The organism is Streptomyces sp. Ru73, assembly GCF_002920575.1.
In the GTDB taxonomy this organism is placed as follows: domain Bacteria; phylum Actinomycetota; class Actinomycetes; order Streptomycetales; family Streptomycetaceae; genus Streptomyces.
The window spans coordinates 109,025-131,502 of record NZ_PQSQ01000010.1 but is presented as its reverse complement, the minus strand read 5'-3'; the positions used below and the strand labels follow the sequence as shown (position 1 = coordinate 131,502).

The 22,478-nt window shown below is 74.0% G+C and carries 23 protein-coding genes; 6 read left to right on the top strand and 17 right to left on the bottom strand.

Going from position 1 to position 22,478, the window contains the following annotated elements; all coding sequences use genetic code 11:
* The 5 genes from C3486_RS07330 to C3486_RS07310 all read right to left on the bottom strand — a co-directional run.
* On the bottom strand, positions 1-431 hold a 431-nt coding region (locus tag C3486_RS07330), incomplete at its 3' end, for a type III pantothenate kinase (protein WP_146074971.1).
* Positions 431-1,471, bottom strand: a complete 1,041-nt coding sequence (gene nadC, locus C3486_RS07325) for a carboxylating nicotinate-nucleotide diphosphorylase (RefSeq protein ID WP_103831768.1) — start codon at positions 1,469-1,471, stop codon at positions 431-433. The genes C3486_RS07330 and nadC, both read right to left, overlap by 1 nt.
* Positions 1,468-3,171, bottom strand: a complete 1,704-nt coding sequence (locus C3486_RS07320) for an L-aspartate oxidase (protein ID WP_103831767.1) — start codon at positions 3,169-3,171, stop codon at positions 1,468-1,470. The genes nadC and C3486_RS07320 overlap by 4 nt, the downstream gene beginning before the upstream one ends.
* Before the next feature lie 19 nt (positions 3,172-3,190).
* Positions 3,191-4,339, bottom strand: a complete 1,149-nt coding sequence (gene panC / locus C3486_RS07315) for a pantoate--beta-alanine ligase (protein ID WP_103831766.1) — start codon at positions 4,337-4,339, stop codon at positions 3,191-3,193.
* A complete protein-coding gene (locus tag C3486_RS07310) occupies positions 4,336-5,265 on the bottom strand; it encodes a Rossmann-like and DUF2520 domain-containing protein (RefSeq protein ID WP_103831765.1) in 930 nt (309 codons plus the stop codon). Before C3486_RS07310 ends, panC begins: the two co-directional genes overlap by 4 nt.
* Positions 5,266-5,474: 209 nt before the next feature.
* On the opposite strand from C3486_RS07310, the gene C3486_RS07305 reads away from it, so the two are divergent.
* The gene (locus C3486_RS07305; RefSeq protein WP_103831764.1) at positions 5,475-6,629 is read left to right on the top strand and encodes a low specificity L-threonine aldolase; all 1,155 of its coding nucleotides are present in this window, start codon (positions 5,475-5,477) and stop codon (positions 6,627-6,629) included.
* Here the strand turns inward: C3486_RS07305 and C3486_RS07300 are convergent.
* Complete coding sequence (locus C3486_RS07300; RefSeq protein WP_181138469.1) at positions 6,540-6,842, bottom strand: hypothetical protein; 303 nt, start codon at positions 6,840-6,842, stop codon at positions 6,540-6,542. The genes C3486_RS07305 and C3486_RS07300 overlap by 90 nt on opposite strands.
* 145 nt (positions 6,843-6,987) lie before the next feature.
* Here C3486_RS07300 and C3486_RS07295 point away from each other — a divergent pair, with 145 nt between their 5' ends.
* Complete coding sequence (locus C3486_RS07295) at positions 6,988-8,100, top strand: DUF5937 family protein (protein ID WP_103831780.1); 1,113 nt, start codon at positions 6,988-6,990, stop codon at positions 8,098-8,100.
* 169 nt (positions 8,101-8,269) lie between these two features.
* On the opposite strand, the gene C3486_RS07290 is transcribed toward C3486_RS07295, so the two are convergent.
* Positions 8,270-8,695, bottom strand: coding sequence for a DUF1992 domain-containing protein (locus C3486_RS07290; RefSeq protein WP_103831763.1), 426 nt, complete (start codon positions 8,693-8,695; stop codon positions 8,270-8,272).
* A gap of 177 nt (positions 8,696-8,872) precedes the next feature.
* Between C3486_RS07290 and C3486_RS07285 the strand changes: the two genes are divergently transcribed.
* Entirely contained in the window at positions 8,873-9,664 is a 792-nt protein-coding gene (locus C3486_RS07285) for a haloacid dehalogenase type II (protein WP_181138468.1), read from the top strand.
* A 59-nt stretch (positions 9,665-9,723) separates the two neighbouring features.
* Here the strand turns inward: C3486_RS07285 and C3486_RS07280 are convergent, their stop codons facing one another.
* Positions 9,724-10,407, bottom strand: a complete 684-nt coding sequence (locus C3486_RS07280; RefSeq protein WP_103831761.1) for a response regulator transcription factor — start codon at positions 10,405-10,407, stop codon at positions 9,724-9,726.
* A gap of 77 nt (positions 10,408-10,484) precedes the next feature.
* On the bottom strand, positions 10,485-11,690 hold the full coding sequence (locus tag C3486_RS07275; RefSeq protein ID WP_103831760.1) for a sensor histidine kinase: 1,206 nt from the start codon (positions 11,688-11,690) through the stop codon (positions 10,485-10,487).
* A 121-nt stretch (positions 11,691-11,811) separates the two neighbouring features.
* On the opposite strand from C3486_RS07275, the gene C3486_RS07270 reads away from it, so the two are divergent.
* Together C3486_RS07270 and C3486_RS07265 are read left to right on the top strand one after the other, a co-directional pair.
* Entirely contained in the window at positions 11,812-13,014 is a 1,203-nt protein-coding gene (locus C3486_RS07270; RefSeq protein WP_103831779.1) for an SAM-dependent methyltransferase, read from the top strand.
* Positions 13,011-14,153, top strand: coding sequence for an NADH-quinone oxidoreductase subunit D (locus C3486_RS07265; RefSeq protein ID WP_103831759.1), 1,143 nt, complete (start codon positions 13,011-13,013; stop codon positions 14,151-14,153). Before C3486_RS07270 ends, C3486_RS07265 begins: the two co-directional genes overlap by 4 nt.
* Before the next feature lie 195 nt (positions 14,154-14,348).
* Here the strand turns inward: C3486_RS07265 and C3486_RS07260 are convergent, their stop codons facing one another.
* The 4 genes from C3486_RS07260 to C3486_RS07245 all read right to left on the bottom strand — a co-directional run bounded on the left by C3486_RS07260 (position 14,349) and on the right by C3486_RS07245 (position 18,474).
* Entirely contained in the window at positions 14,349-15,581 is a 1,233-nt protein-coding gene (locus tag C3486_RS07260; protein ID WP_308461225.1) for a hypothetical protein, read from the bottom strand.
* A gap of 181 nt (positions 15,582-15,762) precedes the next feature.
* Positions 15,763-16,725: an ABC transporter substrate-binding protein gene (locus C3486_RS07255; protein ID WP_103831757.1), complete on the bottom strand. Its 963-nt coding sequence runs from the start codon at positions 16,723-16,725 to the stop codon at positions 15,763-15,765.
* 201 nt (positions 16,726-16,926) lie between these two features.
* A complete protein-coding gene (locus tag C3486_RS07250; RefSeq protein ID WP_103831756.1) occupies positions 16,927-17,652 on the bottom strand; it encodes an ABC transporter permease in 726 nt (241 codons plus the stop codon).
* Positions 17,653-17,655: 3 nt separating this feature from the next.
* Positions 17,656-18,474 (bottom strand): ABC transporter permease, encoded by an 819-nt coding sequence (locus C3486_RS07245; RefSeq protein WP_103831755.1) that lies wholly within the window; start codon positions 18,472-18,474, stop codon positions 17,656-17,658.
* A gap of 159 nt (positions 18,475-18,633) precedes the next feature.
* Between C3486_RS07245 and C3486_RS07240 the strand changes: the two genes are divergently transcribed.
* On the top strand, positions 18,634-19,797 hold the full coding sequence (locus C3486_RS07240) for an ABC transporter ATP-binding protein (protein ID WP_103831754.1): 1,164 nt from the start codon (positions 18,634-18,636) through the stop codon (positions 19,795-19,797).
* A 225-nt stretch (positions 19,798-20,022) separates the two neighbouring features.
* On the opposite strand, the gene C3486_RS07235 is transcribed toward C3486_RS07240, so the two are convergent.
* The 4 genes from C3486_RS07235 to C3486_RS07220 all read right to left on the bottom strand — a co-directional run bounded on the left by C3486_RS07235 (position 20,023) and on the right by C3486_RS07220 (position 22,343).
* Positions 20,023-20,505 carry a DUF3180 domain-containing protein gene (locus C3486_RS07235; RefSeq protein WP_103831753.1) on the bottom strand — a complete coding sequence of 161 codons (483 nt, stop codon included), beginning with the start codon at positions 20,503-20,505 and terminating at the stop codon, positions 20,023-20,025.
* A gap of 115 nt (positions 20,506-20,620) precedes the next feature.
* Positions 20,621-21,214 (bottom strand): 2-amino-4-hydroxy-6-hydroxymethyldihydropteridine diphosphokinase, encoded by a 594-nt coding sequence (gene folK / locus C3486_RS07230; RefSeq protein ID WP_103831752.1) that lies wholly within the window; start codon positions 21,212-21,214, stop codon positions 20,621-20,623.
* The gene (gene folB / locus C3486_RS07225; protein ID WP_103831751.1) at positions 21,211-21,570 is read right to left on the bottom strand and encodes a dihydroneopterin aldolase; all 360 of its coding nucleotides are present in this window, start codon (positions 21,568-21,570) and stop codon (positions 21,211-21,213) included. Before folB ends, folK begins: the two co-directional genes overlap by 4 nt.
* 284 nt (positions 21,571-21,854) lie before the next feature.
* The gene (locus tag C3486_RS07220; RefSeq protein ID WP_103831750.1) at positions 21,855-22,343 is read right to left on the bottom strand and encodes a nuclear transport factor 2 family protein; all 489 of its coding nucleotides are present in this window, start codon (positions 22,341-22,343) and stop codon (positions 21,855-21,857) included.
* Positions 22,344-22,478 lie beyond the last annotated feature (135 nt).

Here is a 22,478-nt window from a genome sequence, read left to right as displayed (position 1 = left end):
ACCGCGTCGAAGGTCGTGGCCGTACCGAAGTCCACGACCACCGCGGGGCCGCCGTACAGGTCGACGGCCGCGAGGGAGTTGATGATGCGGTCGGCGCCGACCTCCTTGGGGTTGTCCATGAGGATCGGCACGCCGGTCTTCACGCCCGGCTCGACGAGCACGGCCGGCACGTCGCCGTAGTAGCGGCGGGTGACCTCGCGCAGCTCGTGCAGGACCGAGGGCACGGTGGAGCAGATGGAGATGCCCTCGATGCCGTCGCCCAGCTCCTCGCCGAGCAGCGGGTGCATGCCCATCAGGCCGTTGAGCAGCACGGCCAGCTCGTCGGCTGTGCGGCGCGCGTCGGTGGAGATCCGCCAGTGCTCGACGATCTCGTCACCGTCGAACAGGCCGAGGACGGTGTGGGTGTTGCCGACGTCGATGGTCAGGAGCATCAGGCCCGCGCCTCCCCCGCGGCCTCGGGGGCGTCCTCGCGCAGGTCCAGGCCGATGTCCAGGATCGGCGAGGAGTGCGTGAGGCCGCCGACGGCGAGGTAGTCCACGCCGGTCTCCCCGTAGACACGGGCGTTGTCCAGGGTGAGGCGCCCGGAGGACTCCAGGAACGCGCGGCCCGCGACCAGCTCCACCGCCTCCCGGGTCTGCTCGGGCGTGAAGTTGTCCAGCAGGATCAGGTCGGCGCCCTCGGCGAGGATCGGCGGGATCTGGTCCAGCCGGTCCACCTCCACCTCGATCGGCACGCCGGGGAACTCGGTCCGTACGGCCCGGAACGCCTCGGCGACGCCGCCGGCGGCCACCACGTGGTTGTCCTTGATGAGCGCCGCGTCCGAGAGGGACATGCGGTGGTTGACGCCGCCGCCGCAGCGCACCGCGAACTTCTCCAGCGCGCGCAGGCCCGGCGTCGTCTTCCGGGTGTCGCGCACCCGCGCCTTCGTGCCCTCCAGGGCGTCCGCCCAGGCGCGGGTGGCGGTGGCGATGCCGGAGAGCCGGCACAGGATGTTCAGCGCGCTGCGCTCACCGGTCAGCAGGTCGCGGGTGCGCGCGGTGACCGACAGCAGCTTCTGCCCGGCCTCGACCCGGTCGCCGTCCTCGACGTGCCGCTCGACCGCGAACTCGTCGGTGCAGACCACCGAGAGGATCGCCTCGGCGATCCGCAGGCCCGCGACCGTGCCGGCGTCCCTGGCGGTGAAGTCGGCCGTGGCGACCGCGTCCTCCGGGATGGTCGCGACGGTGGTGACGTCCACGCCCTGGTCGAGGTCCTCCTCGATGGCCAGGTGCGCGATGTCCTCGACCTGTACGGGGTCCAGGCCGGCGTTCACCAGGAGCGCCGCCAGGTCCGGGTCCAGGCCGCACTCCATCGGGTCCAGCTCGAAGCCGTCACCGGAGCCGCAGCCGCAGCCGTCGCCGCAGCCTCCGGCGTCGGCGCTCTGGCCCGGACGGCCGATCTGGAGGAGGGGGAGGTCGTCGGGCGTGCTCACGGGTTCGGCTCCGTTTCGGGATGGACGGCGGGAAATGCGGCGGAGTCCGTGACCCGGAACTCCACGGTGTGCGGGGGGCGGAAGGTGACCACGGAATGGCGCTGCCAGACGACGTCGTCCCGGTCGGGGTGGTCCTCCCGCCAGTGGCAGCCACGGGTCTCCTCGCGGGCCCGGGCGCCGGCGACCAGGGCGCGCGCGACCAGCAGGAGGTTCGTGGCCTCCCATGCTTCCACGCCCGGTTCTGCGGCCTTGACCTCCCCGGTGCTCTCGGCCGGTACCCGGGAGGCCAGCCGGACGAGCGCCTGGTACGACTCCGCGATGCTCGCCGCCGAGCGCAGCACGCCGACGCCCGCCGTCATGATCCGCTGGATCTCGTACCGCGCCTCGGGGGCGAGCAGCGGCATCGGCGGGCCCTCGGGCAGCCGGGGCTCCCCGGGCCGCGGCAGCGGCCGCGCCCCGATGTCCGCGGCGATCCGCTCGGCGAAGACCAGGCCCTCCAGGAGGGAGTTCGAGGCGAGCCGGTTCGCGCCGTGCACGCCGGTGCAGGCGACCTCGCCGCACGCGTACAGGCCCGGCACGGTCGTCCGGCCGTGCAGGTCGGTGCGGACGCCGCCGGAGGCGTAGTGCGCGGCGGGCGCCACCGGGATCGGCTCGGTCACCGGGTCGATGCCGTGGCTGCGGCAGGCGGCCAGGATGGTCGGGAAGCGCTGCTCCCACATGCGCGCCCCGAAGTGCCGCGCGTCCAGGTACATGTGCGCGGTGCCCTGCTCCTGGGCGCGGCGCATGATGCCCTTGGCGACGATGTCGCGCGGCGCCAGTTCGGCCAGTTCGTGCCGGCCCGCCATGAAGCGCACGCCATCGCCGTCCACGAGGTGCGCGCCCTCGCCCCGCACCGCCTCGGAGATGAGCGGCTGCTGTCCCTCGGCGTCCGGGCCCAGGTAGAGCACGGTCGGGTGGAACTGCACGAACTCCAGGTCCGAGACCTCGGCGCCGGCCCTCAGGGCCAGCGCGACCCCGTCCCCCGTGGAGACGGACGGGTTGGTGGTGGCCGAGAAGACCTGGCCCATGCCGCCGGTGGCGAGCACCACGGCGGGCGCGTGCACGGCGCCCACGCCGTCGTGCTGGCCCTCGCCCATCACGTGCAGGGTGACGCCGGCGGTACGGCCCTCGGCGTCGGTCAGCAGGTCCAGGACGAGCGCGTTCTCGATGGTGCGCAGTCCCTGGGCGCGTACCGCCTCGACCAGCGCCCGGGAGATCTCGGCGCCGGTGGCGTCGCCGCCCGCGTGCGCGATGCGGCTCCGGTGGTGGCCGCCCTCGCGGGTCAGCGCGATGCCCTCGCCGTCCTCGGCCGGGTCGAAGCGCGCCCCCGTCTCGATCAGCCGCCGTACCGCGTCCGGGCCCTCGGTGACCAGCGTGCGCACCGCGGCCTCGTCGCACAGCCCGGCACCCGCGACGAGCGTGTCGTCCAGGTGCTGCTCCGGGGTGTCGCCCTCGCCGAGGGCCGCGGCTATGCCGCCCTGCGCCCAGCGCGTGGAGCCGTCGTCCAGGCGGGCCTTGGTGACCACGACCGTGCGGTGGCCGGCCGCCGCGCAGCGCAGCGCGGCGGTCAGTCCGGCGACGCCGGAGCCGACCACGACGACGTCCGCGTCGATGGCCCAGCCGGGCGCCGGCGCCTTCAGTCGTATGCCGGGCCCGGTCATCGGGTGGCTCCTGCGGTGATCATCGTGGCTCTCCTGCTGACGGGGGTCCGCTCTGCGGTACGGCGGGCCCGAAAGTGAGGCGGATGTTGTCTATGAGGCGGGTGGTGCCGACCCGCGCGGCGACGGCGAGCACCGCCTCGCCCTCGTAGCCGCCCTTGTACGGCCCTTCGTCGGGCGCCCGGTCGGCGTCCGGGACCGGCGTGAAGGTCTCCGGGTCGACCAGCTCCAGGTAGTCCAGCTCCAGCGGCGGGTCGAGGCGGGCCGCGTCGTCCAGGACGGCACGGGCGGCCGCACGGGCCACGGCGGGGCCCTGCGGGGAGTCCGCAGAGGCCGCGTACGCGAGGGCGTGCGCGTCGGCCGCCGCCCGGTCCTCGCCCATCGCCGCCAGCCCGGCGGCGCGCGCCTCGGAGTGCGTGCCGGCCTCGGCTCGCACCCGCAGCGCCTCCTCGGCGGCCAGCCGGTCGCGGGCCGCGAACAGCGCCCGGGAGAGGGCCAGCGCGGTCCTGCGCTCGGCGGCCGAGAGGTAGCGGTTGCGGCTGGAGAGCGCCAGGCCGTCGTCCTCCCGTACGGTCGGCACGCCGACGATCTCCACGGGGAAGTTCAGGTCGCGCGCCATGCGCGTCACGATGGCGAGCTGCTGCGCGTCCTTCTGTCCGAAGTACGCCGCGTCCGGCGCCGTGAGGTGCAGCAGCTTGGCGACCACGGTGGCCATGCCGTCGAAGTGCCCGGGGCGCGAGGCGCCCTCCAGCACGTCGCCCATGGGGCCTGCGCTGATCCGCACCTGGGGCTCGCCGCCCGGGTAGACCTCCTCGGCCGACGGCGCGAAGACCGCGTCGGCACCGGCCTCGGCGGCCACCACGAGGTCGGCGTCCAGCGTGCGCGGGTAGCGGTCCAGGTCCTCGCCGGCCCCGAACTGCAGCGGGTTCACGAAGACGGTGACCACGACCTGGCCCTCGGGGCCGACGTGCGCGCGTGCCGTACGGATCAGCGTCGCGTGGCCCTCGTGCAGCGCGCCCATGGTCATCACGACGGCGCGGCGGCCGCGGCGCGGCAGCGCACGCAGCTCGGCGGCGGTGCTCACCAGCCGGAGGCGGCCGGCGGACACGGGGGCGGGCGCCTTCCGGGCGGGCGCCTCGGTACCCGCGGGGTGGTGTGCCGTGGTGTTCATCGGGTGCCTCCCTCCGTGCGGTCCGTGACGTCGGAGAGCACACCGAGCAGGTCCTCGGCGAGCTCCGGCTTGAGCAGTCCGCTCGCGAGCGCCCGGTCCGCCGTCGTACGGGCCATCGCCAGGTATCCGGCGACCGCCTGCGGGGAGTGCCTGCGCAACTCGGTGACGTGCGCGGCGACCGTGCCGGCGTCGCCGCGGGCGACCGGGCCGGTCAGCGCCGCGTCCCCGGAGCGCAGGGCGTTGTCCAGGGCGGCGCCGAGCAGCGGCCCGAGCATCCGGTCCGGGGCCCCGACCCCGGCCTTGCGCAGCAGTTCCAGGGACTGCGCAACCAGGGTGACGAGGTGGTTCGCGCCCATGGCCAGGGCCGCGTGGTACAGCGGGCGGGCGGCCTCGTCGATCCACTCGGGCTCGCCGCCCATCTCGATGACCAGCGCCTCGGCGGCCATCCGCAGCTCCTCGGGCGCGGTGACCCCGAAGGAGCAGCCGGCCAGCCGCTGCACGTCGACGGGCGTGCCGGTGAACGTCATGGCGGGGTGCAGGGCCAGCGGCAGGGCGCCGGCCCGGGTGGCCTCGTCCAGCACGCCGGCGCCGAACCGCCCCGAGGTGTGCACGAGCAGCTGCCCGGGCCGTACGGCGCCGGTCTCGGCCAGCCCGGCGACCAGGCCGGGCAGCGCGTCGTCGGGGACGGTCAGCAGGACCAGCTCGGCGCGCGCCAGGACCTCCTCCGGCGGCACGAGGGGCACGTCGGGCAGGAGCGCGGCAGCGCGCCGCCTGGAGGCGTCCGAGACGCCCGAGACGGCTACGGGGCGGTGCCCGGCGAGCTGCAGTGACGCGGCGAGCGCCGGCCCTACGCGGCCCGCCCCGACGACGCCGACGGTGAGCCGGGCGGGGCGGTCCTGGGCCTCTGTCAAGGGGTTCTCATTCACGCGGCGATGGCCTTCCGTTCCAGTCCGCGGGGGGTACCGGACGTTTCCTGGTCATGCTACGCGGTGTTCCCTGCAGTCCCGAGGGACTGCGGCCCAGGTGAGACGGGCGTCTCGTGGCCCCGGGAAAAGCCGCTCGCCGTCGGCGTGCCCGTAGGGGATGATCGGGCCGCTGGGAGACCGTGCGGGCGGACCGGGGAGGCGGGGCGGAGATGACCGACCAGGAGGAGCAGGCGCGCAGGCTCGCCGCATGGCGCGGCTGCGAGCGGTCCCTGATGCCCGGCGCGAGGGACGAGACCGTCGCCGAGCGGCTGGCCCGGCTGGCCGCCGACGCGCCCGGCGCGTACGACCTGGACACCCCGGTGGACTTCTACGCCGACGAGGAGAGCGTCGTCGGCACGCTGGAGCGGCGCACGGCGGAACTGCTCGGCACCGAGGACGCGGTGTTCTTCCCCACCGGCACGATGGCGCAGCAGGTCGCGCTGCGCTGCTGGGCGGGGCGCACGGGCAGCGCCACCGTGGCCGGGCATCCGCTGTCCCACCTGGAGGTGCACGAGCGGGACGCGTACGCCGTGGTCAGCGGGTTGCGCATGATCCATCCGACCCGGGAGCCGCGGCTGCCCACCGCGGAGGAGGTACGCGGCCTGGACGAGCCCTTCGGGACGCTCGCGCTGGAACTGCCGCTCCGGGACGCCGGTTACGTGCTGCCCTCGTGGGACGAGCTGGCCGCCGTCACGGAAGCGGCGCGCGAGCGGGACGCGGTGGTGCACTTCGACGGGGCACGGCTGTGGGAGTCCGCGCCGCACTTCGGGCGCGCGCACGCGGAGATCGCCGAGCTCGCCGACAGCGTCTACGTGTCGTTCTACAAGTCACTCGGCGGCATATCGGGGGCCGCGCTGGCCGGCAGCGCGGACCTGGCCGACGAGGCGCGTGCCTGGCGCCACCGGTACGGCGGGCTGGCCTTCCAGCAGTGGCCGGCCGCGCTGGCCGCACTGGCGGGCCTTGACCGCGAACTGCCCCGGCTCCCGGAGTACGTGGCCCACGCCAAGGTCGTCGCGCGGGCGCTGGACGAGGGGTTCACCGAGCACGGGGTGCCCTGGTTCCGGGTGCACCCCGACCCGCCGCACACCCACGACTTCCGGGTGTGGCTGCCGTACGCCCCCGAGGTGCTGGAGGAGGCGAGTCTGCGGCTGGCCGAGGAGACCCGTACCGCGCTCTTCCGCCGCTGGTGGGGCGGTGGCGCACCGGGCACGGCGACGACCGAGGTCCATGTCGGCTCAGCCGCACTGGGCTGGTCTGCCGCCGATGTGCGGGGCGTTCTCGGGGAGTTCCTGGCGCGGGTGCGGGCCGTGGCCGACGGGCGCTGAGACGGGCGCGTGACGGCCGAGGAAGGCCCGTACGGCGCGCAGGAGCCGGGCCGGCAGGCGGTCGGCGGGCGCGGTGACGACGGCCTCGAAGCGCCGCCAGTCCCGTACGGCCCGCAGTGCCTGCACGTCGCCGGTGCCCGGCAGCGGCGGCGCTGCCTCGCCCCGCTGGGCGGCGCGGTAGGCGTCGATCATGTGCTGCTGCATCGCGTTCATGTCCTCCACGGTGGGCGGCGGGCGTCGTCCGGGGCACGTGGATTGACGGGAGCCGTCAAACGTCGGCGGGGACGGTTCGCAGGTCACGCATGATGGGCGTACCGGGCCGGCGACGGCGGGTACGCACAGGGGAGGACGCATGGGCATCCAGATCGACATCACCGGTCTGCCGGAGGAGCGCATCGTCTTCGCCCCCTCCCCGCTCGCGGAGCTGGGCACCGCCCTGCACACGCTGACGGAGCCGGGCCACCACCCGGGCCTGCACGGCTGGACCACGGCCACCTGCGCCGCACTCAAGCCGGACCTGGCGGACCGGCTGCACGAGGCGGACTTCCTGTGGGGGCCGACGTTCTCCGACATCTCGATGCCGTTCGCGGCGCTCGCCGACACCCAGGGGATGCCGGGGGCGACGCTCGCCCAGGACCTGGACCTGCTCGACCGGCTGGACGACGAGCTGTACGTGGCCGCCGCGCTGGAGATCTCCTGCGCCAGCCTCTACAGCCGGGGCGGCCCCTCGCCGCTGGTCGACCGGGAGGCGCGGGAACAGGCTCTGGAGCGGGCTGTGGCGCGGGGCCCGCGCCAGGCGGAGTTCGCGCGCCGGCTGCTGGCCGACCCGCCCGCCGTACGGGCCTGGATACGCCGCTTCTTCGAGGACTGCGACGAGGCGTTCTTCGCGGACGTCTGGCGGCGGGTACGCGTCCAGCTGGCGGCCGACGCGCGGCACAAGACGGAGGTGCTGCGCCACAAGGGGCTGGCCGACGCACTGACCGAGGTGTCAGCGGCGATCGCGGTGGACGAGGAGCTGACCCGGATCACGGTGGACAAGCTCAGCAACGGGCGCACCACGGCCGTGAACCCGGCGATCGGCGCCGGTCTGACGCTCGTCCCGACGTCCCTCGGCTGGCCGCACCTGATGGTGCTGCACGCGCCGGGCTGGCGGCCGGTCGTGCACTACCCGGTGGCCACGCCCGAGCTGTCCCGCACGTCCTCCGTGGACCTCCTCCAGCAGCGCCTCGAGGCGCTGGCCCACCCGATGCGCATCCGGATCTGCCGCAACCTGGCCAGGACCGCGTTCAGCACCGGCGAACTGGCCGCCGAGCACGGGATCAGCGCGCCCGAGGTCTCCCGGCACCTGGCCGTCCTGAAGAAGGCGGGCCTGCTCCAGACCCGGCGCCGCGGCCGCTACGTACTGCACCAGCTGGACCACCAGGTCGTCGCCCGGCTGGGCAGCGACTTCCTGGAGGGCGTACTGCGCTGAGCCCGGGTGCCGGGCGGGGGCGCGGCCTCTCGAAGTGCCGGGCGGGGCGCGGCCTATCGAAGTGCCGCGTCACTCATGAAGTGCCGCTTTCGCCGTCTCCCTAAGGGCCGCTTCCGCCGCCTTTCGAAGGGCCGTGTCCGCCGCACCATGAAGGACGGCGTCCGCCGCCTCAGGAGGCGTCGCGGCCGCGCATCCGCTCCCGCAGGGCCGCGCGCCACTCCTCGACGACCTCTTCGGGGTCGAGGGGGCCGATGCCCAGCGGCGGTCCCGGCGGCGGGTTCAGCAGCGCCTCCCGGATCCGGCCATTGATCTCCGCGACGAGCCGCCGGACCTCGCGCTCGGAGCGGGCGCCGCGCGCCGCGGCACGCGCGTCCTCGGCCTCCTTGCGCAGCGCGAGCGTGGGCGGCAGGTAAGAGACGCCCTCACGCGCCATCTTCTCCCGCACCCACCACAGTTCGTCGTACGGCTTGTTCAGCCCCGTCAGGGGCTTTCCGGCGCCCGGCAGGTCGTCGAACTCACCCCGTTCGGCGGCCTCCCTGATCTGGCGGTCGACCCAGGTCTCGAAGCTGACACCCGGCGGCTTGCGGTCGGTCACGGTGCCTCCCTCGGGGAGCGGCGGTCGGTTCCGTACGGCGCTGCGCCTCCATGGTCCCCCAGGTGCCGCGGCCACGGCACACGAACTGCCGCGGCGACGGCGTACGAATACCCGTCACCGGCCGCCCGCGGCACTACTCTCGGCCGCACGCAGACCCCGACCCGAAGAAGGCTGGACGTGCCACAGGGATCGACACGCAGCGGGGCCCGCGCGGCTGCCGCGTTCCCCGGCAACATCACGACACTGGTCTTCGACGTGCTCGGCACCGTCGTCGACGAGACCGGCACGGTGACCCAGGAGCTGGCCGACGCCTTCGCGGCGACGGGCGCCGGCCGGGAGCCGGCCAGGGCCACCGCGCAGCTGTGGCAGCAGCGGCTCGCGGGCCTCGTCGAGCGCGTGCGGCACGGCGAGGAGCCCTGGCAGGACAACGACACGCTGCGCCGCCGCGCCCTGGAGGAGGCGCTGCTGGCCGGCGGCGCGCCCGCGGTGACGGGCGAGACCTTCGAGCACCTCGCGCAGGTGGGGCACCGGCTGCGGCCCTGGCCGGACGCGCCCGCCGCGCTGGCCCGGCTGGCCCGGCACTTCGCCGTCGTGGCGCTCACCAACGCCGGCCTCGCGCAGGCCACCGACCTCTCGGCTGCCGGCGGCCTGACCTGGCACTGTCTGCTCTCCACCGACGAGCTGCGGACGTACAAGCCGGATCCGGCGGTCTACAGCCTGCCCATGGACCGGCTGGCGGTCGCGCCCGCGCACAGCCTGTTCGTCGCGGCCCACCCCTGGGACCTGGACGCCGCGCACGAGTGCGGATACCGCACCGCCCTCGTACGCCGCCCCGGCGCCGACCGCCCCGACGATCCCGCGCGCTACGACCTGCGCTGCCCCGGCCTCACCGCCCTGGCCGACCGGCTGACCGACGCGGTCGCGAACGGCGGGGCGGCGGCCGACGGCGCCGGTGGTACCGCGCCGTAGGCCCGCGTAGGGCCGCTTGCCCGCCCAGGGCCCGCGCGGGCCCGCCCCCGTCCGCCGGCTCAGGCCGCCGAGCCCCCGGCCCGGACGAGACCGGTCTCGTACGCCAGGACGACGGCCTGTACGCGGTCGCGGAGTTCGAGCTTGGTGAGGATGCGGCCCACGTGCGTCTTGACCGTGGCTTCGGAGAGGACCAGGCGGGCGGCGATCTCGCCGTTGGACAGGCCCTGCGCCACGAGGAGCAGCACCTCGCGCTCCCGTTCGGTGAGCCGTGCCAGCTCCGGGTGGCCGTCCTGGGGCGCGGCGGACGGCAGCATCGGGGTGAAGCGGTCCAGCAGGCGGCGGGTGGTGGACGGCGCGACCACCGCGTCGCCGCTGTGCACCGCGCGGATGGCGGCCAGCAGCTCGTCGGGCGGCACGTCCTTGAGCATGAAGCCGCTGGCCCCGGCCTTGAGCGCGGAGAAGGCGTACTCGTCCAGGTCGAAGGTGGTCAGGATGAGCACCTTGGGCGCGTCCTCCGCCGTGCCGTCCGCGCAGATCCGCCGGGTGGTCTCCACGCCGTCCAGGTTCGGCATCCGCACGTCCATGAGGATCACGTCGACCCGGGTGGACCGCAGCGCCTCCAGGGCGGCCACCCCGTCGCCCGCCTCCGCGACGACCTCCATGTCCGGCTGGGCGGCCAGCACCATCCGGAAGCCGGTGCGCAGCAGCACCTGGTCGTCGACGAGCATCACGCGGATGGTCATGACAGGGGTCCGTCCCTTCGGGGCATCGGTCAACAAGAGGGTGCGCCGGGCCGGCGCTCCCTGGGGTGGCGCGCCCGTCAGCGCACCGGTGCGAGCGGCAGCACGGCACTGATACGGAAGCCGCCGCCCGGCCGCGGCCCCGCGTCCAGGCTGCCGCCGACCATACCGACGCGCTCGCGCATGCCGATGAGGCCGTGGCCCAGCCCGTCGGCGCCGCCCTCGTCGTACAACTCCTGCCGTGCGCCGCGTCCGTCGTCCTCGACGAGCAGCTCCAGGCTGTCCTCCCCGTAGACGATGCTGACGGTCGCGCCGACGCCGGGCCCGCCGTGCTTGCGGGTGTTGGTCAGCGCCTCCTGGACGATGCGGTACGCGGTCAGCTCCACGCCGCTGGGCAGCGGCCGTTCCTCACCGCTGACCGTGAACTCCACGGGCAGGCCCGTACCGCGTACCTGCTCCACGAGGTCGGCCAGCTGCTCGACGCCGGGCTGCGGCACGTACTCGCCGCCCTCGGCGCCCTCTCCGGTCCGCAGCACGCCCAGCAGCCGGCGCATCTCCGCGAGCGCCTGCCGGCCGGTGCCGGAGATGGTCTCCAGCGCCTGCCGGGCCTGGTCGGGCGCCGACTTGAGGACGTACGCGGCGCCGTCGGCCTGCACCACCATCACCGACACGTTGTGCGCGACGACGTCGTGCAGCTCCCGGGCGATGCGGGCGCGCTCCGCCGCCACCGCGATCCGGGACTGGGTCTCCCGCTCCTTCTCCAGGCGCGTGGCACGCTCCTCCAGCTGCGCCCAGTAGGCGCGGCGGGTGCGCAGCGAGTCGCCCATCACCCAGGCCAGCACGAAGGGGATGGCCAGGAAGACGGTGACGACCACGTCCTGCCAGAGCGTGGTGTACGGGTCCGGCTCGCGCCAGCGGAGCCGGGACAGCACCGGCGCGCAGACGCCGCCGACCAGCGCGTACCGGGAGGCCCAGCGGACGTTGCCGCACGCCACGGTGTAGATGATCACCAGCATCGCGAAGTCCGCCGGGTTGGTCTCCACCCCGAAGACCAGCTGCGCCACGCCAGCGGCGGTCGCCAGCAGCAGCATCCTCACCGGGGCCCGGCGACGCAGCGCGACCACCGTGCACAGCGCCAGGACGACCAGCAGGCCCACCGCGTTCTGCCCGATGCCGTGCAGGAAGCCCGACGTCAGCCACAGCCCGGCGACCCCGAGGAGCAGCACCGCCCAGAAGGTGTCCACACCTGTCGGGTGCCTGCGGAAGAAGTCGTAGAGACGCTGCACGTAACCCAGCGTAGGCAGCGGTAATAGGTGTACGGGTCAACCGAAGGAGCGATCCTGTGCGCGCCTCCTACTCCCCAAGGTGGATGCCGGAGCGCACCCCGGCCGCCCGTACCGTGGTGCGGTGACGAACGAGTGGTGCGGCTGGCGGGACGCGACGGAACGGGCGCTGTACGGGCCCGGCGGCTTCTACACGCGCGCGGACGGCCCCGGGCCCGCCGGGCACTTCCGCACCTCGGTGCACGCCTCGCGGCAGTACGCGGGCGCCGTGGCACGGCTGCTGGAGCGCGTGGACGAGGCGCTGGGCCGCCCGGAGCGGCTGGACCTCCTGGACATCGGGGCCGGGCGCGGCGAGCTGCTCAGCGGCGTCCTGGCCGCCCTGGACGCCGGCTCCGGCGGGCGGACGGCCGGTGCCCTGCCCGGACGGCTGCGCGCGTACGCCGTCGAGAAGGCGCCCCGCCCCGAGGGGCTGGACCCGCGGATCACCTGGCTCGCCGAACTGCCGGCGCCGGGGACGCTCACCGGCCTGGTCTTCGCCAACGAGTGGCTGGACAACGTTCCCGTGGACGTCGTGGAGACGGACCCGGAGGGCGTACCGCGCCGCGTCCTCGTGCGCCCCGCGGACGGCGCCGAGCGCCTCGGCGAACCGGTGACGGGCGAGGACGCGGCGTGGCTGGCGGAGTGGTGGCCCCTGGGGAGCGCGGCAGACGCCTCTCCGGGGACCGCCACATCCGAAGCGTCCTCGGGGGCCGCATCCGACGCCTCCTCGGGGCCCGCCTCCCGAGCACCTTCGGGGCCCGCGGCCGGTGCCTCCTCAGGGCCCGCGGCCGAAGCGCCTTCGGGGCCCGCGTTTGGCACCTCCCCCGGGGCCGGCGCGCGCGCCGAGATCGGGCGGCCGCGGGACGCCGCGTGGGCGCGGGCCGTACGGACGCTGCGCCGCGGATTCGCGGTGACCGCGGACTACGCGCACGTACGGGAGGCCCGCCCGCCCTACGGCACGCTCACCGGCTTCCGTGACGGCCGCGAGGTGGCGCCCGTGCCGGACGGCGGCTGCGACATCACCGCGCACGTCGCGCTGGACGCCTGCGCCGCGGCCGGCGGCACCGGCGCGCTGCTGCTCACCCAGCGGGCCGCGCTGCGCTCCCTGGGCGTCGACGGCAGCCGCCCCCCGCTGGCCCTCGCGACCACCGACCCGGCCGCCTACCTGCGGGCACTCGGCGGCGCCGGGGAGGCCGCCGAGCTGACCGACCCGGGCGGCCTGGGCGCCTTCCACTGGCTGGTCCAGCCGGTCGGCGCGGAAGCGGAAGCTGTCAGACTGTCCCCATGACGGAGACGATGGTCGGCATTGGCGGTGCGGCGGAGAGCACGGACATGGTGCTCAACATCGGGCCCCAGCACCCCTCCACCCACGGAGTGCTGCGGCTGCGCCTGGTACTGGACGGCGAGCGCATCAGCCACGCCGAACCGGTGATCGGATACATGCACCGGGGCGCGGAGAAGCTCTTCGAGGCGCGCGACTACCGCCAGATCATCGTGCTCGCCAACCGCCACGACTGGCTGTCGGCGTTCTCCAACGAGCTCGGCGTCGTGATGGCCGTCGAACGGATGCTCGGCATGGAGGTCCCCGAGCGTGCCGTCTGGACCCGCACGCTGCTCGCCGAGCTGAACCGCGTGCTGAACCACCTGATGTTCCTCGGCTCCTACCCGCTGGAGCTGGGCGGGATCACCCCCGTCTTCCACGCCTTCCGCGAGCGCGAAGAGCTGCAGAACGTCATGGAGGAGATCTCCGGCGGCCGGATGCACTACATGTTCAACCGCGTCGGCGGCCTCAAGGAGGACCTGCCCGCCGGCTGGCTCGGCCGCGCCCGGGACGCGGTGGCCGCGGTCCGCTCGCGCATGGACGTCTTCGACCGGCTGGTGCTGGGCAACGAGATCTTCCGCGGCCGGACCCGCGGCGTCGGCGTCCTGACCCCCGAGGCGGTGCACTCGTACGGCGTCTCGGGGCCCATCGGCCGCGCCTCGGGCGTCGACTTCGACCTGCGCCGCGACGAGCCGTACCTGGCGTACGGGGAGCTGCAGGACACGCTCAAGGTCGTCACCCGCTCCGAGGGCGACTGCCTGGCCCGCTTCGAGTGCCTGCTGGAGCAGACGCACAACTCGCTGGACCTGGCCGACGCCTGCCTGGACCGGATGGCCGAGCTGCCCCCGGGGCCGATCAACCAGCGGCTCCCGAAGGTGCTCAAGGCCCCCGAGGGCGCGACGTACGCCTGGACGGAGAACCCCCTCGGCATCAACGGCTACTACCTCGTCTCCAAGGGCGAGAAGACGCCGTACCGCCTCAAGCTGCGCTCCGCCTCGTTCAACAACATCCAGGCGCTGGTGGAGCTGCTGCCCGGCACCCTGGTCGCCGACATGGTCGCGATCCTGGGGTCGCTGTTCTTCGTGGTCGGCGACATCGACAAGTGAGCGGCGGGGCGACGGCGGCCGCGGTGACGGGCCGGGCGTCGTCCGCTGTACGCCGGGTGACGTACCGGCCAACACCAACAGCGTTGTCCACAGGGTGTGGACAACTTTGCCGCCCGACCCGGCCCGGTACCTGAAACGCGGAACGCCCGCACCGGTCCCTGACCGGTGCGGGCGTTCGCGTACGCCGACCGCCGCCTACTGCGAGGCCGCGCTGCGCAGCTCCGCGACGTCGAACTGCTCCGTCTCGTCGTGCGCGGTCAGGTCGATGACCTCACCGGCGGCACGCCCCTCGGGCGCGGCATCGGACTCGCCCTCCGGCGCGGGCTCGGTTTCCGCCTCGGCGGCCTCGGGCGCGGCCGGCTCCGCGACCTCCTCCGCGACCGGCTCCGCGGCGGGCGCCGGCACGTCGGCGGCGGCGTCCCCGCCCGGCTGAGCGGTCCGCCGGGCCGTCGCGGCGCGGGCCGACTGCTCGGCCACGGCCTCGTCGCCCACCACGTCGGCCAGGTCCTCCTCCAGCGGCGCCGCGGGGGCGTCCTTGGGCACGGCGACCGCGCCCGAGGCGGCGACCGTGTCCGTGACGGCGGCCCGGGAGGTGGTGCCCGTACCGAAGAAGTCGAAGCCACCGGTGGTGCGCGGCGCCGGCCGGCTCTGCGGGGCCGGCGCGACGGCCGCGGCCGGCACCGGACGCAGCCCGGGGGCGGCCTGCGCCGCCGTACGGACCTGGGCGGCGGCACGGGCCTGCTCGGCGGCACGCTGCCGCTCGGCCCGCTCCCGCTCCGCGCGGTGGGCGGCGTCCCGGCGGGCGGCCTCCTGGCGTGCGGCGCTCTCGGTCAGCCGCAGCATCGCCTCGTCCGCCTTGCGGAAGTCGGCGGCGGTGGGAGCGGCGGCGGGAGCCGTGGCAGTGGCGGTGGCAGCCCCGGTGGCGGCGCGGCGGCCGTGAGCGGCGGCGCCGACGGCGGCCGGGGAAGCGCCGGGCGCGATGCCGGCGGCCGCCCGGCCGTCGGCGACGGGCGCGACAGCGGCGGGTGCCACGGCCGTCAGGCCCGGCACCGGCACGGCGTCGCCCGTGGTCAGCTCGCGGGCCGGGGCCGTGGACCCGATCGCGAGCCGGCGGCGGCCCTCCAGGGCGCTGGCCCGCTCGGTCTCGGCCGTGGCGTACCGGCGCAGCAGCGCGGCGTGCTCGTTCCGCAGCCGGGCCAGCTCGGCACGCTTGGCGCGGAGCTTGGTCTCCAGCGCGGCCCGGATCTCCCGGCCCTCCTCGACGTCCGTCTCCAGCTCGGCGATGCGCTCCTCGGTCCGCCATTCGTCGCGGACCCGGGCGCGGGTGAGGTCGGCGACCCGCTTGCCGGCCGTACGGTCCCAGCGGCGGGCCAGCACGGCGCCGCCGACCGCGGCCAGCGCCGCGCCGGCGACCAGGACCCGGAGCACCAGCGCATCACCGACCAGCCAGGCTCCGGCGGCGCAGGCAATTGACGCACCGGCGACCGTCGAAGGGGGAAGAAGCCTGTGCAGGGGTGGGGAATGGCGGTGGCGTCCTCGTGGCATGGCCTGAAATTTACCGTGCGTACGAGGCCGGTGGGGCCCCGCCCGGCAATCCGTTTCCCGCTGGTTACTTCTTGAGCAGCCCCTTCTCCTTCAGATAGGCCGTCGCGACATCCGCCGGCTTGCGCCGGTCGGCGTCGACCTGACGGTTCAGCTCGATCAAGTCCTTGGTCGTGAGGACCTTCGTGAGCTTGCCCAGCGCACTCGCGATCGCGGGGTCGCCGGCGCTCTTGGCATTCACCACCGGCAGCACATTCTCGGCGTTCTGCAGGTGCTTGTCGTCCTTGAGCAGCACGAGCCCGAAGCCGCCGAGGGTGGCGTCCGTGGTGGTCGTCAGGACCAGCTGGTCCGTGCCGTCCTTGACGGCCTGCTTGGCCTGCACGGTGCCCACGCCCTTGGGGTCGATGCCCGTGACGTCCACGCCGTACGTCTTCTTCAGGCCCGGCAGGCAGTACGGCCGGGTCTCGCACTCCTCGCCCGCCGCCAGCTTCACCTTCTGGCCGGAGTCGCCGAGGTCCGAGAGGGTCTTCAGCTTGTGCTTCGCGGCGAATTCCTTGGTGACCGCGAAGGCGTTCTGGTCGGTCGCCGAGCCGTGCGGCAGAACCTTCAGACCGCGCGGTTCGGCGAGCTTCTTCAGTGCGGCAACGGTCTCGTCCGCGTCGCTGGACGCGACGGACTTCGCCTTGGCGCCGTTCTTCTTGGCGTTGAGGAAATCGGCGAGCGTGGAGGCGTATTCCGGAACGACGTCGATCTCGCCCTTCTCCAGGGCCGGTTCGTAGAGCTCGCGATTCTTCAGCGTCTGCACGGACGCCTTGTACCCGGCATTGGAAATGATCTTGGAATAGAGCTCGGCGAGCACCTGCGACTCGGTGAATCCGGCGGAACCGACGACGATCGCGCCCTTCCCGCCCTCGCTCTTGCCGCCCTTTTCCTCCAGGCTCTGGCCGCCGCACGCGGAGAGCCCCGCGGCCAGTGCCAGCACCGTGCCCGCGACGAGGGCCGTCCGCCCGGTACGCGACGTGCTGTTCATCGGTTTCACCATCCAGTCGTCGATGCGGTCCGCCGGCCGTCCGCCGGTCCGTTCGTTGAGGTCGAGCAGTGGAGTACACCAGAGGGGCGGCCGGAACGGCAGTGCCCGGCACCGCCGCGGGCGCCTGACGCCCGATCGGACAGCCGGTAGCGGCCGGCCAGAAGCCCGGTGACGCCCGGTCAGAATTCCGATGACGCCCGGTCACACGGCCGGCGCCTCCTTGCGGGCGGCCCGTATTCCGCGGCGGCCCGTGCGCGCGGCCCGCTTGCCGCGCATCGGGTCGCACAGCCGCTCCACCGCCACCAGCACCCCCTCGACCAGCAGCGCCAGCCCGGCGACCAGCACCGCGCCGGCCACCACCTGCGGGGTGTCGTAATTGCCGAAGCCCGCCGTGATGATCCGGCCGAGCCCCCCGCCGCCGGCCAGCGCGGCCAGCGTCACCGTGGCCACCACCTGCACCGACGCCGACCGCAGCCCCGTCATGATGAGCGGGTACGCGAGCGGCAGCTCGACCCGGAGCAGCAGCTGCGGGCCGGACATGCCCATCCCGCGGGCGGCCTCGACCACATCGCGGTCGGCCTCCCGCATGCCGACGTAGGCGTTCGTCAGCAGCGGCGGCACCGCGAACAGCACCAGCGCCACGATCGTCGGCCAGTCCCCCGCCCTGCCCAGCGGACTGAGCGTCAGCAGCACCAGCACCGCGAACGTGGGCACGGCACGGCCGACGTTCGCGAGGTTCATCGCCAGCGCGCCGCCCTTGCCGATGTGGCCCAGGTACAGCGCCACCGGCAGCGCCAGCAGACAGGAGATGACCAGGCAGACCAGGCTCAGCTGCACGTGCTGGCCGAGGCGGTGCCAGACGCCGTTCTCCCCGGCCCAGTTGGCCGCCGAGCCGAGCCAGTCCCACGCACCCGTGATCGCGTCCATGGCTCAGGCCACCGCCTTCCGCTCGCGCCCGTACCGCCCGGTCCGTCCGGAGCCCGTACGACCGGTCCCCGTACTGCCGGCCCCCGTACGACCGGACTTACCGCCCCTGGACCCCGCCCGGCCGGCCCGGGTCCAGGGCGTCAGCGCCCGCTGGAGGCCCACCAGCAACAGGTCGGCGACCAGGGCCAGCAGCACGCACAGCACCGAGGCGGTCAGCACCTCCGCCTTGAAGAAGCCCTGCATCCCGCTGTCGATGAGATTGCCCAGGCCGCCGAAGCCGACGACCGCGCCGATCGTCGTCATCGCCACCGTCGAGACCGTGGCGATCCGCAGCCCGGCCATCAGCGCGGGCAGCGCCAGCGGCAGCTCGACCTGGAAGAGCAGCCGCAGCGGGCCGTACCCCATCCCGCGGGCCGCCTCGCGCACTTCCTCCGGGACCGCCTGCAGCCCCGCGAGTATGTTGCGCACCAGGATCGTCAGCGAGTAGAGCACCAGGCCCGTCACGACCACCGCGGCCGAGACCCCGAACACCGGGGTCAGCAGCGCGAACATGGCCAGCGACGGGACCGTGTACAGAATCGTCGTGAAGCCGAGGACCGGGCCGGCGGCACCGCGCCGCTGCCGGGCCAGCAGCGCCAGCGGGAAGGCCACCAGCAGCCCGATCGCCACCGAGAGGGCGGTGATCCAGATGTGCTGGACGGTGGCGTCCACCAGCTCCTGGCCACGGCTGCGCAGATACTCGCCGCAGATCCAGTCGTTGGCCTGCAGGCAGCTCCGCGGGCCCGCGGCCTGGATCGTCGCCGGGCCCGGGTAAGAACTCATGGGCGTGCTCACGCCACGTCACCTCCCCCGTCCGCTCTCTCACAAATCCGGTGACTGTCTGCGACCCTATCCCCCGCCACTGACAATCGGCCCGGACCGCCATCCACTCGCAACATCCCGTTCATCCCGCCCCGGGCGGACCGACGACAATGGGGAAGCATGATCCGTTTCGAGCACGTCACCAAGCGTTACGCGGACGGCACCACCGCCGTCGACGACCTCTCCTTCGAGGTCGCGGAGGGCGAGCTCGTGACGCTCGTCGGCCCGTCCGGCTGCGGCAAGACCACGACGATGAAGATGGTCAACCGCCTCATCGAGCCGAGTGAGGGGCGCATCTTCCTGGACGGCGCCGACATCGCCACCGTCGACCCGGTCGAGCTGCGGCGGCGCATCGGGTACGTCATCCAGCAGATCGGCCTCTTCCCGCACAAGACGGTGCTCGACAACACCGCCACCGTCCCGCACCTGCTCGGCAGGCCGCGCAAGCAGGCCCGCGCCCGGGCCGCCGAACTGCTCGAGCTGGTCGGCCTGGACCCGTCGGTGTACGGCTCCCGCTACCCCGAGCAGCTCTCCGGCGGGCAGCGCCAGCGGGTCGGCGTGGCCCGCGCGCTCGCCGCCGACCCGCCCGTCCTGCTCATGGACGAGCCGTTCGGCGCGGTGGACCCGGTCGTCCGCGAGCACCTGCAGACGGAGTTCCTGCGCCTGCAGTCCGAGCTGCACAAGACGGTCCTCTTCGTGACGCACGACATCGAGGAGGCGGTACGGCTCGGGGACCGCATCGCGGTCTACGGGTCCGGACGCATCGAACAGTTCGACACTCCGGCGACCGTGCTGGGTGCGCCGGCGACGCCGTACGTAGCGGAATTCGTGGGCGCCGACCGGGGGCTGAAGCGGCTGTCCGTCACGCCGATCGAGACCGGGGACCTCGAACAGCCGCCGGTGCTCCACCTGGACGACCCCGTGGGCGGGGCGCTGGCCGGGCTGGCCGCTGACGGTGCCCGCTGGGCGGTCGTGCTGGACCACGAGGACCGGCTGCACGGCTGGGTCGCCGCCGACGCGCTGGGGCGGGCGGCGGCGGACGGGACGGTCCGCGAGCACGCGCGGCGCATGGAGGCATGGCTGCCGGTCGGGGCGCCGCTGAAGCAGGCATTCAGCACGATGCTGCAGCACGACGCGGGCTGGATCGCGGTCCTGGACGGCGACCGCTTCCTCGGCGTCCTCACCCCGGGCCGCCTCCACGAGGCCCTGCGCCGCTCGACCACGGCCGACGCGGCCCACATCTCCCGCGCGGACGTGGCCCTGGAAACGGTCCTGGACGCCTGAGGACAGGCGCTGCGCTTACTGGTGCAGCCCCGCACTCCCCCACCTCGGGGGTTACCCAGAGGGAGCCGACGACGCACCCGCACCACGTCGGGTGCACTGGAAAGAGGGGGCGTGGCGAAGCCGGCCGCGCCCCCGCGTGGCCGCCGTACCGGGCGCTGGCGTTACGCCGCCCTGGCGCTACGCCTCCGTGGCGTTACGCCGCCCTGGCGCTACGCCGCCGTGGCCTTACGCCGCCGCCGCGCCCGCCTCGTCGTCATCGTCCGGGAGCTTGCAGACGCGCTCCAGGAAGACCGCCGCGGCGACCACCGCGATGCCCGCGAGCACCGCCAGGCCGGCGTACACCGCCTGGTTCGGGCGGCCCTGAGCCGCCGCAGCGGAAGTCAGCAAGAAGACCGTGACGCCGCCGTACATGCCGCTCACCAGCGACGCGACCAGCGCGCTGGCCTGGCCGAACAGCACGGCCCTGGCCGCCATCATCGGTTCCACGCCCTTGGCGCCCGGCTCGCGCTCGCGCTGCGCCTTCAGCCGGCTGCGCAGCGACAGGGCCGTCGCCGCCAGCACCGCGGCGATCAGCGCCAGCACGATGGGAGCCGCCAGCGGCACGCTGGGCAGGCTGCCGAGCGCGTCCCACAGACGGGCGCCGGCCCACGCCAGCACACCCGCCACCACGAACAGCCCGACCAGCACTTTGATCCGTAGCTGCTTCACCGAGCTCTTCGCCCCTCACACCGTCCCGACCACACACGCCACGCGGGCGCGGTGGCCATCATGTCCACCGGATCATCATCCCTCTACGGGCCCTCGCGGGCCGTACGGACAACGATCACTCGGGCAGCCGCAGTTCCAGGTCGGCGCGGGCCGCGACGCCCTCCCGGCCCACCGCCTCCAGCAGCTCCACCACGGGGCCGTGCCCGGGCACCTTGGCCTCGGGGTCGATGTCGTGCCACGGGACGAGGACGAAGGCGCGCTCGTGGGCGCGCGGGTGCGGCAGGGTCAGCACCGGGTCCTGCGAGACGACGTCCTGGTACGCGACGATGTCCACGTCGATCGTGCGCGGGCCCCAGCGCTCGTCGCGGACCCGCTCGAAGGCCTCCTCGATCGCGTGGCCGCGCTCCAGCAGGGAGTCGGGCGGCAGCGTCGTCTTGAGGATCACCACGGCGTTGAAGTACGACGGCTGGGTGCCCGGCTCCACGCCCCACGGCTCCGTCTCGTACACCGGCGAGACGGCCTTCACCCGCACGCCGGGGGTGTCCTCCAGGGCGTCGACGGCGCCCTGCAGGGTCTCCAGGCGGTTGCCGAGGTTGCTCCCCAGGGAGATCACGGCGAATTTGGGGTTGGTCAGGGTCACGTCCGCCGCGTCGACCTGCTCCACCACGGAAGCGGGCACCGGCTGTACGGTCGGGTCACTGCTGGTCATACTCGGCTCCGGGTGATGGTGATGGTCACGTCGTCAAAGGGGACCGTGATCGGGGCGTCGGGCTTGTGGACGACGACCTCGACCTCCTCCACCCCCTGGTGCTTCAGGCACTGGGCCGCGATCCGCTCCGCGAGCGTCTCGATGAGGTCGACGGGCTCGCCCTCGACGATCGCCACGACCTCCTCCGCCACGATTCCGTAGTGCACGGTCTTCGCGAGGTCGTCGGTCGCCGCCGCGGGACGGGTGTCCAGGCCGAGCACCAGGTCCACGACGAACTCCTGGCCCGCCTCGCGTTCCTGGGCGAACACCCCGTGGTGTCCCCGGGCCTTCAGCCCGCGCAGCGCGACACGGTCCACGCGAATCACTCCCACTGGTACCACTGATCGTCGGATTACCGGGCACGCGCCGGACACCGTCCGGAACACCACCCGGTTTCGAATCTACCTGCGAACACCGACAGCGCTCGCCCACGGGTGCCACGGACGGACGCGCCGCACAGCTGCCGCACAGGCAGGTCCCCGTCCGCGCGGCCACTTACCCCGCGCCTCCGCGCCCCACCCCTACCCGGGTACGACTTGGCTCGAACGAGTACTCCACCGGTCACCCGGCTGACCCCGGCCGCTGACAGCCGGCGCGCTGCTCACAGGCCGCCCGGCAGCCCGCCCACGCCCTCGTCATCGTCGTCGGGGCCGTCCTCGTCGTCCTCGTCGTCCCGGTCGGCGAGGACCGGGGACCCGTGGTGCGACCAGACCCGCCAGCCGTCCTCCGTGCGCCGGAAGACGTTGGTGGCCACGACCAGCTGCCCGATCAGCGGGCCCACCGAGCCGTCCTCCTCGGCGGGGCCGCCGCTGAGGATGTTCTCCGTGCAGGTCACGAGCGCGGTGTCGGCCACCACGTCGATCTCCACGTCGGTGAGGAAGAACTGGATGTACTCGGTGTTCGCCATGATCAGCGCATAGGAGCGCAGCACCTCGCTGCGGCCGCGCAGCACCGGCCAGCCAGGATGCACGACACTGACCTGGCCGTCCAGCCACAGCTCGGACATCGCCTCATGATCACCGCGCTCGATGGCCTCGTAGAACGCGGTGTTGGCCTGCTCCACCAGCTCGATGTCCGTACGTGGGCTCAATCCGCTCACACCGCTCCCGTCGTGGTCCTCGTGCGTATTTCTGGACTTGTGCAGGCATGCACGGATCCGTTCCTGCGGCGGTGCACCGGGCGCCCCGTGCGCCGCCTGGCTGCCCTGTGCCCTGCCGGACCCCGT

Excerpts from the sequence above, each read along its gene's own strand:
- C3486_RS07265 (WP_103831759.1), top strand. The coding sequence starts at position 13,011 with ATGACGGAGACGATGGTCGGCATTGGCGGTGCGGCGGAGAGCACGGAC.
- C3486_RS07240 (WP_103831754.1), top strand. The coding sequence starts at position 18,634 with ATGATCCGTTTCGAGCACGTCACCAAGCGTTACGCGGACGGCACCACC.
- C3486_RS07245 (WP_103831755.1), bottom strand. The coding sequence starts at position 18,474 with ATGAGTTCTTACCCGGGCCCGGCGACGATCCAGGCCGCGGGCCCGCGG.
- C3486_RS07250 (WP_103831756.1), bottom strand. The coding sequence starts at position 17,652 with ATGGACGCGATCACGGGTGCGTGGGACTGGCTCGGCTCGGCGGCCAAC.
- folK (WP_103831752.1), bottom strand. The coding sequence starts at position 21,214 with ATGACCAGCAGTGACCCGACCGTACAGCCGGTGCCCGCTTCCGTGGTG.
- C3486_RS07255 (WP_103831757.1), bottom strand. The coding sequence starts at position 16,725 with ATGAACAGCACGTCGCGTACCGGGCGGACGGCCCTCGTCGCGGGCACG.
- C3486_RS07280 (WP_103831761.1), bottom strand. The coding sequence starts at position 10,407 with ATGACCATCCGCGTGATGCTCGTCGACGACCAGGTGCTGCTGCGCACC.
- C3486_RS07320 (WP_103831767.1), bottom strand. The coding sequence starts at position 3,171 with ATGACCGGGCCCGGCATACGACTGAAGGCGCCGGCGCCCGGCTGGGCC.
- C3486_RS07300 (WP_181138469.1), bottom strand. The coding sequence starts at position 6,842 with ATGAACGCGATGCAGCAGCACATGATCGACGCCTACCGCGCCGCCCAG.
- C3486_RS07305 (WP_103831764.1), top strand. The coding sequence starts at position 5,475 with ATGACCGACCAGGAGGAGCAGGCGCGCAGGCTCGCCGCATGGCGCGGC.
- panC (WP_103831766.1), bottom strand. The coding sequence starts at position 4,339 with ATGAACACCACGGCACACCACCCCGCGGGTACCGAGGCGCCCGCCCGG.